This window comes from Streptomyces sp. NPDC107575 (genome assembly GCF_055657265.1).
In genome coordinates this window covers 53,551-67,439 of sequence record NZ_JBVKBG010000003.1, presented here as the reverse complement: position 1 = coordinate 67,439, position 13,889 = coordinate 53,551, and the positions used below count along the sequence as shown (strand labels likewise).

Sequence of the window (13,889 nt, the reverse complement as noted above, 5' to 3'; positions counted from 1 at the left end):
GGTGTCCTCACTCAGGGTGTCCACGCCCTGGTTCGACGAGACCGGCAGCGAGAGTTCCTGGCTCGCCCCTTTGGAGAAGGGGGCTCACAGTGGCGGGACCGCGCCGGATTCGCACCGGCTTCCTCGGACTGCTGCCGTATATGGCGGGGGAAGTCCACCACGCCCCGAGTTGGCACGTCAACTTGCTGTTCAGTACGCGGATGGGGTGCGGGACGTCGTACGTCCCGCACCCCATCCGTGCGTCATCGGGCCGTGTCAGGCCACGATCAGATAGATCCCGTAGGCCACGGCCGCCGCGCACAGGGCGAAGCAGACGTAGGCGCCGGACGTCGCGACCGCCGCCGAGCCGCCCTCGCGCGCCGCGGACTCCCGCTTGGAGAGGCCGACGATGCCGAGGGTGAACAGGCCGACGAGGGCCACGGTGACCACGAGCGAGACACCGAAGACGGAGCCGAGGGCCGCCCAGTCGATCTTCATACCTGTCCTGCTTCCTTACAGCGTGGCGCCGGCGGGGCGCGCGGGGTCGTGCACCGCTCCGGCCTTCGGCCGGTCGGTGCTCTTCGCCTCGGACTCGGCCGACTCGACCGTGCCCACCGGCGGCGGGGTGACCGAGGCGATCGCGGTCGTCACGACACCCGGAGCGTCCTGCGCGGGGGTGGCGTGCGGCTCGTCCGCCGTGACGTTGGTGTGGTCGATGGAGTTGCGGCGCGACAGCTTCCAGATGATCGCCGAGCCGGTCACGAGCAGCGCGGCGGTGAGGCCGATGCCCCACGGGCCCTGCTTGGTCAGGAACTCGGCGCCCGCGCCCACCAGGCCCGCGGCCGGCAGGGTCAGACCCCAGGCCACGAACATCCGGGTGGCGGTCGACCAGCGGACGACACCGCCCTTGCGACCGAGGCCCGCGCCCATCACACCGCCGGAGCAGACCTGCGTGGTGGAGAGGGAGAAGCCCAGGTGCGAGGAGGCGAGGATCGCGGTCGCCGCACTGGTCTGCGCCGCGAAGCCCTGCTGCGGCGCCAGTTCGGTGAGGCCCTTGCCCATGGTGCGGATGATGCGCCAGCCGCCCAGGTACGTGCCGAGGGCGATGGCCACACCGGCCGAGACGATGACCCACAGGGGCGGATCGGCGTTCGGCGCGAGCACGCCACCGGTGATCAGGGCGAGGGTGATGATGCCCATCGTCTTCTGCGCGTCGTTCGTGCCGTGCGCGAGGGAGACGAGGCCCGCGGAGGCGATCTGCCCGGCGCGGTAGCCCTTGGCGGTCGCCTTCTCGTCCGTCTTCTTGCTGATGCGGTACGTGAGGCGGGTGGCCAGCATCGAGGCGATGCCGGCGACGAGGGGTGCGGCCACCGCGGGCAGCAGCACCTTGGTGACGACCGTGCCGCCGTTCACCGAGGACCAGCCCATCGACATGACCGCGGCGCCGATGAGGCCGCCGAACAGGGCGTGCGAGGAGCTGGACGGCAGGCCGAGCAGCCAGGTCAGCAGGTTCCAGAGGATGGCGCCTACCAGCGCCGCGAAGATGACCTCCGTTTTGAGGCCGTCCTCGTTGATGATGCCGCCGGAGATCGTCTTGGCCACTTCGACGGAGAGGAACGCTCCGACGAGGTTCAGCACGGCGGACATGGCCACCGCCGTCTTCGGCTTGAGGGCGCCTGTCGAGATGGTCGTGGCCATCGCGTTGGCGGTGTCGTGGAAACCGTTGGTGAAATCAAAGACCAGCGCGGTAACGATCACGATCGCTAGGAGCAGCGTGATGTGTTCCATTTACCCAGGCTTCGGTTGGACGTCAGTGGCTCTTGGAACGTAAAGAGCCCGAGTGAACGGAAGATGAACTGGGCCGGGCGCCCCGGTGACCCGAACCGGAGGGGCCTCGCTCCGCTTGCCATCAGGCGGCGCGGCCGGTTCCGGTTCGAGGCGCCCTCGGCCCCGGAACCAGGGGCTCCGGGGACCTTCGGCCGGGTCTTTCGGCTACCCCCGCGCGAACCGCTTGAGCTGGGCCATCGACCCGTTGAAGAGATTCTGATCACCCGGCAGCCGGCCGCTCTCGTCGTACTGCCAGAACGTCCAGTAGGTCCAGCCTGCCGGTAGTGCGCCCGCGCGCTCGTCGTACCGGGCGAGCCACAACGCGTGGTTGGCGGCGAAGGCCCTGCTGTTCCCGGTGCACTGCTTCCACCAGCGCGCGTTCGTGTAGATGACCGGACGGCGTCCGGTGCTGCGCACGATCTGGTCGCTGAAGGACTTGATCCAGGACACCAGGGTGGACTTCCGCAGTCCGTAGCAGGGGTGCTTGCCCTTGCCGTACGGGTTGTACTCGATGTCGAGCGCGGGCGGCAGCGTCCAGCCGTCGCGCCGCCACGCCCCGCCGTTGCGCACGAAGTACGAGGCCTGCGCCTTGCCGGAGGACTTCTGCGGCAGCGCGAAGTGGTAGGCGCCGCGGATGATGCCGGCGTTCCGGGCGCCGTTGTACTGCCGGGAGAAGTAGGGGTTGCGGTAGTTCGTCGACTCGGTCGCCTTGACGTAGGCGAACCGGGCGCCGTTGTTCCTGGCCTTCTGCCAGTTCACGTTCTTCTGGTGCGACGAGACGTCGTGCCCGCGCGGCTTGCCCGCGCCCTGGGCCGGAAGCTCCGCGAGCAGGGTGCCGCCGATGGTCAGTGCGGCGACGGACGTGAGCGCGGCGACGCGGTGGCGACGCGGGGACGCGGTGCGGCTGAGAGCCATGGATACCCCCCGAAAGTGACGACGTGCATGACAAATCCCCAGGGAACCCCCAGAGAGTAGCGAGAGATCATCAATTACCCGGTCAAGCTCGGCCAAATAACATCGGAGACTGATCAATCCCCATATGGGGTATTCCGGAGGTTCCGGCTCCGCACCGGCCGCCGCCGCTGTGCCGCCCGGCGGCTGGCAGGATGCGCGCCATGACACGGCTTCAGGAACTCGACGAGGCATGGCGGGAACTGGTGGCGACGGCCCGCCGTACGGTGGCCGACGGCCTGGTCGTCGGGACCTCCGGCAATGTTTCGGCGCGGGTCGGCGACACCGTGCTGGTCACCCCGACCGGCGTCCCGTACGAGGACCTCGGTCCGGACGATCTCCTCGCCGTCGGCCTCGACGGGGAGCGGCTGGCCGGCTCCCTGAAGCCGACCAGCGAGCTCCCGATGCACCTCGCGGTCTACCGGCACACCGACGCCCGCGCCGTCGTGCACACCCACGCACTGCACGCCACCGCGGTCTCCACGCTCGTGACCGAGCTCCCGCCCGTGCACTACATGACGGCGGCGCTCGGCGGCCCCGTCCGCGTCGCCCCCTACGCCACGTACGGCACGCAGGAGTTGGCCGAGAACATGCTGCTCGCGCTCGCCGACCGCACGGGCTGCCTGCTGCAGAACCACGGCGCCCTCACATACGGAGCCACCCTCGCCGCCGCCTACGACCGCACCGCCCAACTGGAGTGGATGTGCCGCCTGTGGCTCACCGCCCACTCCGTCCCCGGCCGCACCCCCTCACTGCTGACCGGGGAGCAGTTGCGCGAGGTGGGGGAGCGGCTCGGCGGGTACGGGCAGCAGGGCGCGGGGTGACCGGTACGCGTCGTTCGCGTCACCCGTGACCGTCGCCCCACTGGCCGGGGCGGGCGCGGGCCCCGACACTGGACGGGTGCGCACCGCCAAAGCGACGGCCGCTGCCGTCACCGCCGCCCTGGGGGCCTCGGTCGCCGCGATCGCCGCGGGCCGCCTGGCCAGCGACGCAGCGCTCAAGGCGCCCTCGGGCCGTCCGCTGCCCACCGAGCCGAGACTCACCGTGCACGCCACCGCCGCGGGCCAGGTCACCCTGACCCGCGACCTGGCCTCGCTGCGCCCCGGCAGGTACGGGCTGCAGGGCGACGGCTACCACGCGGTGGTCGGCCCGGTCGTCGAATCGGCCACGACCTCCGCCGACACCGTCGTACGCCGCCTGGAGCGGGTCACCCACGGCACCCTCGAACCCGGCGCCAAGGCCTGGCTCACGCCCCAGGTGCACATCGGCGACCCCAAGGCCGCGCTCGGCCTCGACCACGCCGACGTCGACGTGCCCGGCGAACTCGGCGCGCTGCCCGCCTGGTTCCTGCCCGGCACCCGCGACACCTGGGTGATCGCCGTGCACGGACTCGGCACCACCCGCGAACACCCCATGAACCTCATGGAGTTCCTGCACCACCACCAGTTCCCGGTGCTCGACCTCGCCTACCGCGGCGACCTCGGCGCGCCCCGCTCTCCCGACGGCCTGAACCACCTCGGCGAGACGGAGTGGCGCGACCTGGACGCGGCGATCCGCTACGCCGTGCGCTACGGCGCCCGCGACGTCATCGTGCTCGGCTGGTCGACCGGTGCAGCGATGGCCCTGCACGCGGCGGCCCACTCGGCGCTGCGCGACCGGATCAAGGGCCTCGTCCTCGACTCGCCGGTGCTCAGCTGGGAGGCCACGCTGCGCGCCCTGGCACGGGCCCGTCGCACCCCGGGCCCGCTGCTCCCGCTCGCGGTCCGCGCCGCGCAGGGCCGCACCGGCCTGACCGGCGACCGCCTCTCGGAGGCCGCGGACCCGGGCGCCCTCAAGGTCCCCACGCTCCTGTTCCACGGCCCCGGCGACGAGGTCTCCCCGTGGGCGCTCTCCCGCCGCCTGGCGGACCGCCGCCCGGACCTGGTCACGCTCCACGAGGTGGACGAGGCGCCGCACAACGCGATGTGGAACGCGGACGCGAAGGGCTACGAGGAGGCCCTGCGAAGGTTCCTGACGCCGTTGATGTAACGGCAGCACCGGGCCCCCGTTTGGGAATTGGCAGGGTCAACCGGGAGACTGCCCTTCGTGACGTCCCGTACCCCGCGCGACTCCCGGCTCCGACTCGTCAGCCCGCGCCGCCAGCCCCTGGCCGCCCCGACCCCGCGGCCGGTCGCCGCACGCCGTCCCGCACCCCGCCCACCGGAGGGCACCCCACCGCCCGCGGAGCTCGCCCGCGCCGCGCGCCGCGACCTCGCCGCCGCCGTCCGCGTGGCCCGCTGGGCGGACACCAGGATCGGCCCCGGCAACAGCACGGCCGCGCGCGACGGAAAGGGCACCCTCTCCGACGCGACCGCGCTGCGCGCCGCGGACGAGCTCGGGCTGACGGTCGATCAGATCCGCGCGGACTGGGACACGGCCCGCCTCGCCGGGCTCGTCGAGGTGCACGGAGCAAGCGCCCGGCCCGGCTGGCGGCTGCGCGCCTGGGACCGCGACGACACCGCCGTCCTGCGCGGCTGGGTCGCCCTGTTCGACGCCTGGTCGCTGGTCCACCCGGCACCGGAAGGGGTCGGCCCCGCCGCCGTGGCCGAGGTCGTCGAGGCGGTGCCGCAACTGCTGAGCTTCCTGCAGCTGATGGCGGACCGGGTCGCCGTCGCCCAGCTCCTTGACCTCCTCGACCAGCGCGTCACCGAGCTGCGCACCGAACGCTGCGAGATCCCCTTCGGGCCCCAGCCCGAACCGACCCCGCCGCAGGACACCCCGCTGCTCCCGCTGCTCGACTGGGCGCTGCGCGGCCTCGCCGCCGTCGGCGCGCTCACGTACGAGGACGGGCACGCCACGCTCACCCCGCTCGGCAGCTGGGCGGTGTGGGTCAAGCTGGAGCAGATCTGCGTCGCCGCCCAGTCCCCGGCGGGGAACATCGAGGTGGCGGCCGAGGACATGCTGCGCGGCTGCGCGCGCCTGCGCCCCAAGGCGGCGCGCGACGAGTACCGGGCCTGGCTCGCCGCCCGTGACATCGGCACCGCCGTCACCGACCTCCTCGACGCCGCGCGCGGCGAGGACGCCCTGCTGCGCGGACTCGCCTTCGAGGCGCTGCGCGTCGTCGGCGCCCCCGCGGAGCCCGAGGTCCGGCGCGCCGCCGACGACCCGCACCTGCGCCCCTACGCGCTGCTGTGGCTCGCCGAGCACGAGGGCGCCGACCCCGAGGACGTGCACACGGTCCTCAGCCGCGAGGAGGCGACCTGGCTGTGGGTGGACACCGCCGCCGCCGTCGCCGACCACGGCGAAGCCCCGCTCCTCGTACGGCACTTGGAGGCCGCGGTGCAGCCGACGGTGCCCGCGCTCATCGACGAGGTGCGCGCCGTCGGGCACCCGCGCACGGTGCAGGTGCTCGTCGCGCTGGCCGCCGCGCACCCCGACCCGGCGCTCGCGAAGGCGGTCCGCAGGGCGGCCTTCCAGGTGCACACCGGCGGGGCGTAGCCCACCGGCTCGAGCGGCTCACCGGAAGGTGTTGCACTGGGCCATGTCGCCGCTCTCGAAGCCCCGGTAGAACCACTGCTGGCGCTGGGCGGCCGAGCCGTGCGTCCAGGTCTCCGGAGTCACCCGGCCCTGGTACCGCTCCTGGATCCGGTCGTCGCCGACCGCCGCGGCGGCGTCCAGGCCGTCGCGGATGTCCGCGTCGGTCAGGCTGGTGATCAGCGGCCTGCCGGTGGACTCGGTGGGCGTGCGCGTCGCGTGCCGCGCCCACACGCCCCCGTAGCAGTCGGCCTGCAGCTCGACCCTGACCGCGTTGCTGTTCTCGCCCGTACGCCCGTCCTGGGCGCGGGTCAGCGTGCCCATCAGGTTCTGCACGTGGTGCCCGTACTCGTGCGCCACCACGTACGCCTGCGCGAAGGGCCCGCCGCTCGAACCGAACTTCGTGCGCAGCTCGTCGAAGAAGCCGAGGTCGAGATAGACCCGCCGGTCCCCGGGGCAGTAGAACGGCCCGACCGACGAGGTCGCCGAGCCGCACGCGGTGGCGACCTGGTTGGTGAAGAACACCGTCGACGCGGGCGTGTACGCGGCGCTCCTGCGCGCGAACTCCGCGCCCCAGAAGTCCTGCACGCTGTTGACCACGGCGACGGTCCGGCAGTCCTGCCGGCTGTTCGCGTCCGAGCCCGTCCGGCACTGCTCCTGGACCTGCGCCTCGCTGGACATCCGCGCGGCCGGGGCGCCGGTGGTCCCGTCGGAGAGCCCGAACTGGTCCGTGCCGAAGAGCAGCCCGAGGACCAGCGCGATCACCCCCACGAGGCCGCCGCCCATGGTGGCCCTGCCGCCGGGAAGCCGGCTGCCGCGCACGTCCTGGACCTCCGAGGTGTCCAGACGCGCGTCGTCGTCGAACTGCATGCGGCACCGCCTTCTCGCCGGGCATGACCCCCTCATCCTGTTACGTCCCTGGTCAGCGGGGCCGGATCCGAGGGCCGAACGGGGGACGCGGGCGCCCGGGAAAACCGCTTGCACGTCACCGGTAAACTGGTTCGTATGACGTTCCTTCTCTGGGTGCATTAGCGGCGCTGATTGGCCCCCGCCCTGTCAACCAGCCGTTAATCCTGTCCTGGAGTACCTCCCTTGATCACCGCATCGGGTATCGAACTGCGCGCCGGTGCGCGCATCCTCATCGAGAACGCCACCTTCCGTGTCGCCAAGGGCGACCGCATCGGCCTCGTCGGCCGCAACGGCGCGGGCAAGACGACCCTCACGAAGTGCCTGGCGGGCGAGGGCCAGCCGGCCGGCGGCACCATCTCGCGCTCCGGCGAGGTCGGCTACCTGCCGCAGGACCCGCGCACCGGCGACCTCGACGTGCTGGCCCGCGACCGCATCCTCTCGGCCCGCGGCCTCGACGTCCTGATGCGCAAGATGCGCGAGAACGAGCAGCGCATCGCGAACGGCTCGGGCGCCACGCAGGCCAAGGCCCTGCGGCAGTACGAGCGCCAGGAGACGGAGTTCCTCACCAAGGGCGGGTACGCCGCCGAGGCCGAGGCCGCCACCATCGCCGCCGCGCTGAACCTGCCGGACCGGGTGCTCGGCCAGCCACTGCACACGCTCTCCGGCGGTCAGCGGCGCCGTATCGAGCTGGCCCGCATCCTCTTCTCGGACGCCGACACGCTCCTCCTCGACGAGCCCACGAACCACCTGGACGCGGACTCGATCGTCTGGCTGCGCGACTACCTCAAGACGTACAGCGGCGGCTTCATCGTGATCTCCCACGACGTCGAACTGGTCGAGACGGTCGTCAACAAGGTCTTCTACCTGGACGCCAACCGCTCCCAGATCGACGTCTACAACATGGGCTGGAAGCTCTACCAGCAGCAGCGCGAGGCCGACGAGAAGCGTCGCAAGCGCGAGCGGCAGAACGCCGAGAAGAAGGCCGCGACGCTGAACGCGCAGGCCGACAAGATGCGCGCCAAGGCCACCAAGACCGTCGCCGCGCAGAACATGGCCAAGCGCGCCGACAAGCTCCTCGCCGGACTCGAAGAGGTCCGCCAGTCCGACAAGGTCGCCAAGCTGCGCTTCCCGGAGCCCTCGCCGTGCGGCAAGACGCCGCTCATGGCCGAGGGCCTGTCGAAGTCCTACGGCTCCCTGGAGATCTTCACGGACGTCGACCTGGCCATCGACAAGGGCTCGCGCGTCGTCATCCTCGGCCTCAACGGCGCGGGCAAGACGACCCTGCTCAAGCTCCTCGGCGGCGCCGAGAAGCCCGACACGGGCCAGGTCATCGAGGGCCACGGCCTCAAGCTCGGCTACTACGCGCAGGAGCACGAGACCCTGGACCCGGAGCGCACGGTCCTGGAGAACATGCGCTCCGCCGCCCCCGACCTGGACCTGATCCAGGTGCGCAAGACGCTCGGCTCGTTCCTGTTCTCCGGCGACGACGTCGACAAGCCGGCCGGGGTCCTCTCCGGCGGCGAGAAGACCCGTCTGGCGCTCGCCACGCTCGTCGTGTCCTCGGCGAACGTGCTGCTCCTCGACGAGCCCACGAACAACCTCGACCCGGCCAGCCGCGAGGAGATCCTCGGCGCGCTGCGCACGTACAAGGGCGCGGTCGTCCTCGTCACGCACGACGAGGGCGCGGTGGACGCCCTGCAGCCGGAGCGGATCATTCTGCTTCCGGACGGAATCGAGGACCTGTGGGGCCAGGCGTACGCGGATCTCGTGGCCCTCGCGTGATCCGAACGGTGGCCGGCCGGTGATCCATTCCTTGATCCACTTCTTGATCGCCGACTGATCCACTGGCTGATCGACTGACTGATCCACTCCATCTGGATCATTCGGCCGATCCGTGATCCTTCATCTGGGTGAGATCGCCTCGTACTCAGGTGTGTCATGCACGGAATTTCGGGCCGCGTGGTGCATGGCGCCCTTGCGGCGCCTGGCCCGTGGCTGACCTGGCGCTTCTTTCGCGCGGGCGCATTCCAGGGCCGCGAAACCCCGCCGGAATTCCGGATTCCACTCGTGTGGATCCCCGTCGAGCCCGGAATTGGTGGTCTATGGACCTTGCCGAATGGGTGGCCAGGAACGCCGCAAGGGGTGATCATGGGAAATCCAGAGCGCACTTCCCATGAGGAGGCACGGGTGGCCGAGACTCTGAAGAAGGGCAGCCGGGTAACCGGCGCCGCGCGCGACAAGCTCGCGGCAGACCTGAAGAAGAAGTACGACTCCGGTGCGAGCATTCGGGCATTGGCCGAGGAGACCGGCCGCTCGTATGGCTTCGTCCACCGGATGCTGAGCGAATCCGGGGTCACGCTGCGCGGTCGCGGCGGGGCCACGCGAGGCAAGAAGGCCGCGTCGGCCTGACCCTCGCGGGGCTCGCTCGGCTCACTGGGCCCAACTGACCACCCGGTCGGTCCGCAGTCCGGCCGGGTGGTTACTGTGCAGTCACTTACGTCTCGTACGACTACGTGCCGTACGGCTGCGCAGACCCGGAGGCCCAGATGAACCAGCCCGCACCGCTGCTCGACAAGGACGGCGTCCGGCTCACCGTCGACGACGCGATCGCCACGGTCAGCCTGACCAACCCGGACAAGCGCAATGTCCAGAGTCCCGCGCTGTGGCGGGCGTTGGGCGAGGCCGGGCGTGCCCTGCCGGGGTCCGTGCGGGTCGTCGTGGTGCGCGGTGAGGGCAAGTCCTTCTCCGCGGGCCTCGACCGTCAGGCCTTCACGCCCGAGGGCTTCGACGGCGAGCCGTCCTTCATCGACCTGGCGCGCGGTGACGACGACGTCCTCGACGCGACGATCGCCGAGTACCAGGACGCTTTCACCTGGCTGCGGCGCAGCGACATCCTGACCGTCGCCGCGGTGCAGGGGCATGCCATCGGGGCCGGGTTCCAGCTCGCCCTCTCCTGCGATCTGCGCGTCGTCGCCGACGACGTGCAGTTCTCCATGCGCGAGACCAGCCTCGGCCTGGTGCCGGACCTGACGGGCACGCACCCGCTCGTCTCGCTGGTCGGCTACGCGCGAGCCCTCGAAATCTGCGTCACCGGCCGCTACGTCCACGCCGACGAGGCCGTCCGCAGCGGCCTGGCCAATGTGTCCGTCCCCGCGGGCGAGCTCGCGGACGCGACCCAGGACCTGGTCGCGGCCCTCGTCGCCGCGCCCCGCGACGCCGTGATCGAGACGAAGGCGCTGCTCCAGGGAGCCACGGACCGCACCCTCGACGCCCAGCGCACGGCGGAACGCGCGGCCCAGGGCCGCCGCCTCCGCGACCTGGCGGGATTGGGCGACTGACGCCACCCCTCCAGCCCGCCCGGCGCCCACCATCCCAGCCCGCCCAGCGCTGCCATTCCAGCCGGTCCGGGGCTCGCCATCCCAGCCGGTCCGGGGCTTGCCAATCAAGCCCGTCCGGGGCTTGCCATCCCAGTCGGTCCGGGGCTTGCCAATCAAGCCCGTCCGGCGATTGAGGACAGGGGGTCTGGGGGCGTAGCCCCCAGGGATGGGACGGGTAGGGGCGGCGGGGGCGAGTTACGTCGTGAGGTCCGTGACCAGGACCGCGACCGTCGGATTGTTCGGGAGGGCCTTGGCCACGGCGGCCCGAACCGCCCCCGTCACCTCGATCGCGCGGACGTCCGCCGCCACCGCCAGCTCCACCCGCACATGACGCCGGGGGAGCGCCGCCCCGCCCGGGTGCTCCTCGATGTGGACCGCTCGGCCGAGACCACCAAGCGCCCCGGTCAGCCGCGTCACCCCCGGCACCCCGAGCACCGCCTCCGCCACACGCCCCGCGTCCCCCGAGGAAGCGGCCGGCTTCGCGTCGGGGGCCGGCTCGTCGGCGGAACCGGGCCCCGCGTCCGCCACCCGGTCGTCCTCGTCGAGCAGCGCCGTGACCTGAAGGTCGACCTCCGCCACCACGAGCCCCACCCGCTCCGCCGCCCCCGCGAGCGCCTCCCTCAGCCGATCGGCGGCAACCGGCAGCGGTTCCTCCGCCGTCGCCGCACACTCCGCCGTGAGCCGCAGGGCCCCCGGCGGCAGGGCACTCGGCGGGGCCGGAACCACGGCCTCCGCCGCCTCCTCGGGATCGGCGAGACCGATGCGCAATGCGCCGAGCCGCACGCCCCGCACCCCTTGAACCGCACGGCGCAGCGCCTGCGCCGCCGCCGGTTCCGTGACCCACGCGCCGTCCCGCGGCCCGCCGAGCGGCAGCAGTCTGCCGAGGCCCAGCTGCGTGCGCACTGCCTGTGTCCATCGATCAGCCGTCATTGCCCCAGGCTGCCGCATAGCGAGCGCGCCTTCCTGTTCCTGGACCTAATGTGGGCAAAAGAATGCAACACCCCACCGAGATCGCACCTCACCGAGGGGACGGCCCGATGAGTGACACCGCGCAGAAGCCGGGCGAGACGCCCGGTTCGGCCGCAGCCAAGACCAATGTGACCAAGCGGGGCGGCGGCGACCCCGCCGGCCGGGGACGGACGACGATCGCCGACGGCGTCGTCGAGAAGATCGCGGGCCTCGCGGCGCGCGACGTCGACGGCGTCCATGCCATGGGCAGCGGCCTCTCCCGCACGTTCGGCGCGGTGCGCGACCGGGTCCCCGGCGGCGCCAAGTCCGTCTCGCGCGGAGTGAAGGCCGAGGTCGGCGAGGTCCAGACGGCGCTCGATCTGGAGATCGTCGTCGAGTACGGCGTGTCGATCGCGGACACCGCGCGCGCCGTCAGGGAGAACGTGATCGTCGCCGTCGAGCGCATGACCGGGCTCGAGGTCGTCGAGGTCAATATCGCCGTCAGCGACGTGAAGCTGCCGGACGAGGAGGACGAGGAGCCGGAGTCCCGGCTCCAGTGAGATCCGTCCGCGTAGCTACGGGCTTCCCTAGGAGGAGCGCACGATGAATCTGGCCGTGGTCGGCATGATCGCCGGCATGGCCCTCGGATTCGCCGGATACTTCGGCGGTTTCGGGGCCTTCCTGCTGGTGGCGGCGCTCGGCGCCATCGGCTTCGTCGCGGGCCGGTTCCTGGAAGGGGACCTGGAAGTCGGCGAGTTCTTCCGTTCGCGCGGCGATCGGCGGGGGTGACCGATGGCGGCACAGGTCGCGCCGGCCGAGCGCGGCGCGACCCGGATCGCCGACCGGGTCGTCGCGAAGATCGCCGCGCACGCGGCACGAGAGGCACTCGACCGGATCCCCGAGGACGGGGCGGCGCCGGGCGCCACGGTCACCGTACGGCAGGACAGTGCGCGGGTCCGGATCAGCCTTGAGCTGGAGTACCCGACGGACATCGGCCGCCAGTGCGGTGCCGTGCGTCGTCAAGTGTCCGAGCGGGTAAGGGAGTTGGCGGGAATGGAGGTGCCCGAGGTGGCCGTCCAGGTCGAGCGGCTGCACTCGGCGCACACGCGGGGAACGGACCGGGGGAGGATCCGATGAGCGAACCCACCCGGCCGATTCCGGTGGTCGAGCCGGACGGCAGCACGCTCGACCAGTCGGCGTCCGCCGCCTCGTACGAACCGCATCCCACGCTGGAGAGCGAACCGAGGGCGAGTCGTTTCTGGTCCGGTCGGCGGGTTCCCGCGGCGCTCGTGGCCCTGGTGATCCTGGCCGCCGCGGGACTGCTGCTCTACGACGTGGCCGCGGTGCGGGCGGGACACGAGTCCATGCAGTGGCGCCGGACGCTCGCGGACGAGCTGTCCACGCGGACCCTCGACGACACCGCCGTCCTCGTCGGCGCGGGTGTCGCGGCCGCGCTCGGCCTGTGGCTGATCCTGCTCGCGGTGACGCCGGGCCTGCGCGCGCTGCTGCCGATGCGCCGCACCCACCCCGACGTCCGTGCGGCGCTGCACCGGGACGCCGCGGCGATGGTGCTGCGCGACCGGGCCATGGAGGTGTCGGGCGTGCAGTCCGTACGCGTCCGTATGAAGCGCTCCAAGGTGGACGTGCGGGCGCTCTCGCACTTCCGTGAACTCGACGACGTACGGGCCGACTTGGACGCCACGCTCGGCGACGGGATCAAGCAGCTGGGGCTCGGCAAGGCGCCGGGCCTGTCCGTGCGGGTCGCGCGGCCGGGGAAGAAGGGGTGAGCGGCGTGCTCAGGACCGTCAACCGGATCGTGCTCGGGGTGCTGGGGCTCGTCCTCGTGCTCGGCGGCGGCTCGGTGCTCGCCGTGGGGCTCGGGGTGAATCCGCCGTCGTGGTGGATCCACGACGGCAAGGACGATGTGCTGGTCAGCGATGCGGACCGGGCGCGCTGGCACGACGAGGGCTGGTTCTGGCCGACGGTGATCGCCGTGCTCGGCGTCGTCGTGCTGCTCGCCCTGTGGTGGCTGGTGGCCCAGCTGCGGCGCCGCAGGCTCGCCGAGGTGCTGGTCGACAGCGGCGACGGCGAGGGGGCACTGCTGCGGGGCCGCGCCCTGGAGAACGTCCTCGCGAGCGGTGCGGAGTCCCTGGACGGGGTCGACCGGGCCGGTGTCCGGTTGAGTGGCCGCCGCTCCACTCCGCAGGCCCGCGCGACCCTCACCCTGGAGCCGCACGCGGTCCCCGGTGAGGCCCTCCGCCTGCTGAGCCAGGACTCCCTGAAGCAGGCGAGGGACTCCGCGGGCCTTGCGGAACTTCCGACGGAGGTCCGGCTGAGGGCGGTCAAGCACCGCGCGGAACGGGTCAGTTGAGCCCTGCCGCCGGC

16 protein-coding genes and 1 riboswitch are annotated in these 13,889 nt (G+C 72.0%); of the genes, 11 read left to right on the top strand and 5 right to left on the bottom strand.

The annotated features are described in order from the left end of the window. Window positions 1-51: 51 nt before the first annotated feature. A riboswitch (cobalamin riboswitch) is annotated at window positions 52-125 on the bottom strand. Window positions 126-255: 130 nt separating this feature from the next. The 3 genes from ACZ7L4_RS13525 to ACZ7L4_RS13515 form a co-directional block, all read right to left on the bottom strand. Then, window positions 256-477, bottom strand: a complete 222-nt coding sequence (locus ACZ7L4_RS13525) for a hypothetical protein (RefSeq protein ID WP_462718858.1) — start codon at window positions 475-477, stop codon at window positions 256-258. Window positions 478-492: 15 nt separating this feature from the next. Then, the gene (locus tag ACZ7L4_RS13520) at window positions 493-1,767 is read right to left on the bottom strand and encodes an inorganic phosphate transporter (RefSeq protein ID WP_472102142.1); all 1,275 of its coding nucleotides are present in this window, start codon (window positions 1,765-1,767) and stop codon (window positions 493-495) included. Window positions 1,768-1,971: 204 nt separating this feature from the next. Further along, on the bottom strand, window positions 1,972-2,721 hold the full coding sequence (locus ACZ7L4_RS13515) for a lysozyme (RefSeq protein WP_472102140.1): 750 nt from the start codon (window positions 2,719-2,721) through the stop codon (window positions 1,972-1,974). Between the two features lie 200 nt (window positions 2,722-2,921). Here ACZ7L4_RS13515 and ACZ7L4_RS13510 point away from each other — a divergent pair, with 200 nt between their 5' ends. The 3 genes from ACZ7L4_RS13510 to ACZ7L4_RS13500 all read left to right on the top strand — a co-directional run bounded on the left by ACZ7L4_RS13510 (window position 2,922) and on the right by ACZ7L4_RS13500 (window position 6,234). Further along, window positions 2,922-3,581, top strand: coding sequence for a class II aldolase/adducin family protein (locus tag ACZ7L4_RS13510; protein WP_472102138.1), 660 nt, complete (start codon window positions 2,922-2,924; stop codon window positions 3,579-3,581). A gap of 76 nt (window positions 3,582-3,657) precedes the next feature. Next, window positions 3,658-4,785, top strand: coding sequence for an alpha/beta hydrolase (locus tag ACZ7L4_RS13505; protein WP_472102136.1), 1,128 nt, complete (start codon window positions 3,658-3,660; stop codon window positions 4,783-4,785). Window positions 4,786-4,842: 57 nt separating this feature from the next. Next, window positions 4,843-6,234 (top strand): hypothetical protein, encoded by a 1,392-nt coding sequence (locus ACZ7L4_RS13500; protein ID WP_472102134.1) that lies wholly within the window; start codon window positions 4,843-4,845, stop codon window positions 6,232-6,234. Between the two features lie 18 nt (window positions 6,235-6,252). On the opposite strand, the gene ypfJ is transcribed toward ACZ7L4_RS13500, so the two are convergent. Beyond that, window positions 6,253-7,140, bottom strand: a complete 888-nt coding sequence (gene ypfJ / locus ACZ7L4_RS13495) for a KPN_02809 family neutral zinc metallopeptidase (protein WP_472102132.1) — start codon at window positions 7,138-7,140, stop codon at window positions 6,253-6,255. Window positions 7,141-7,362: 222 nt separating this feature from the next. On the opposite strand from ypfJ, the gene ACZ7L4_RS13490 reads away from it, so the two are divergent. The 3 genes from ACZ7L4_RS13490 to ACZ7L4_RS13480 all read left to right on the top strand — a co-directional run bounded on the left by ACZ7L4_RS13490 (window position 7,363) and on the right by ACZ7L4_RS13480 (window position 10,517). After that, window positions 7,363-8,961, top strand: a complete 1,599-nt coding sequence (locus ACZ7L4_RS13490; protein ID WP_472102130.1) for an ABC-F family ATP-binding cassette domain-containing protein — start codon at window positions 7,363-7,365, stop codon at window positions 8,959-8,961. 405 nt (window positions 8,962-9,366) lie between these two features. Beyond that, window positions 9,367-9,588 carry a helix-turn-helix domain-containing protein gene (locus ACZ7L4_RS13485; protein ID WP_006123601.1) on the top strand — a complete coding sequence of 74 codons (222 nt, stop codon included), beginning with the start codon at window positions 9,367-9,369 and terminating at the stop codon, window positions 9,586-9,588. A gap of 137 nt (window positions 9,589-9,725) precedes the next feature. Then, window positions 9,726-10,517, top strand: a complete 792-nt coding sequence (locus tag ACZ7L4_RS13480) for an enoyl-CoA hydratase/isomerase family protein (protein ID WP_472102128.1) — start codon at window positions 9,726-9,728, stop codon at window positions 10,515-10,517. 234 nt (window positions 10,518-10,751) lie between these two features. On the opposite strand, the gene ACZ7L4_RS13475 is transcribed toward ACZ7L4_RS13480, so the two are convergent. Next, a complete protein-coding gene (locus tag ACZ7L4_RS13475; protein WP_472102126.1) occupies window positions 10,752-11,486 on the bottom strand; it encodes a nucleopolyhedrovirus P10 family protein in 735 nt (244 codons plus the stop codon). 107 nt (window positions 11,487-11,593) lie between these two features. On the opposite strand from ACZ7L4_RS13475, the gene ACZ7L4_RS13470 reads away from it, so the two are divergent. Genes ACZ7L4_RS13470 through amaP form a run of 5 tightly spaced genes read left to right on the top strand, consistent with a single transcriptional unit; the run spans window position 11,594 to window position 13,875 of the window. Next, complete coding sequence (locus ACZ7L4_RS13470) at window positions 11,594-12,064, top strand: Asp23/Gls24 family envelope stress response protein (RefSeq protein ID WP_422406547.1); 471 nt, start codon at window positions 11,594-11,596, stop codon at window positions 12,062-12,064. 43 nt (window positions 12,065-12,107) lie between these two features. Continuing rightward, a complete protein-coding gene (locus ACZ7L4_RS13465; RefSeq protein WP_266721070.1) occupies window positions 12,108-12,293 on the top strand; it encodes a hypothetical protein in 186 nt (61 codons plus the stop codon). Between the two features lie 3 nt (window positions 12,294-12,296). Then, the gene (locus ACZ7L4_RS13460; protein WP_461780950.1) at window positions 12,297-12,641 is read left to right on the top strand and encodes an Asp23/Gls24 family envelope stress response protein; all 345 of its coding nucleotides are present in this window, start codon (window positions 12,297-12,299) and stop codon (window positions 12,639-12,641) included. Beyond that, on the top strand, window positions 12,638-13,291 hold the full coding sequence (locus tag ACZ7L4_RS13455; protein WP_472102124.1) for a DUF6286 domain-containing protein: 654 nt from the start codon (window positions 12,638-12,640) through the stop codon (window positions 13,289-13,291). The genes ACZ7L4_RS13460 and ACZ7L4_RS13455 overlap by 4 nt, the downstream gene beginning before the upstream one ends. After that, on the top strand, window positions 13,288-13,875 hold the full coding sequence (gene amaP, locus ACZ7L4_RS13450; protein ID WP_472102122.1) for an alkaline shock response membrane anchor protein AmaP: 588 nt from the start codon (window positions 13,288-13,290) through the stop codon (window positions 13,873-13,875). Before ACZ7L4_RS13455 ends, amaP begins: the two co-directional genes overlap by 4 nt. Window positions 13,876-13,889: the final 14 nt, after the last annotated feature.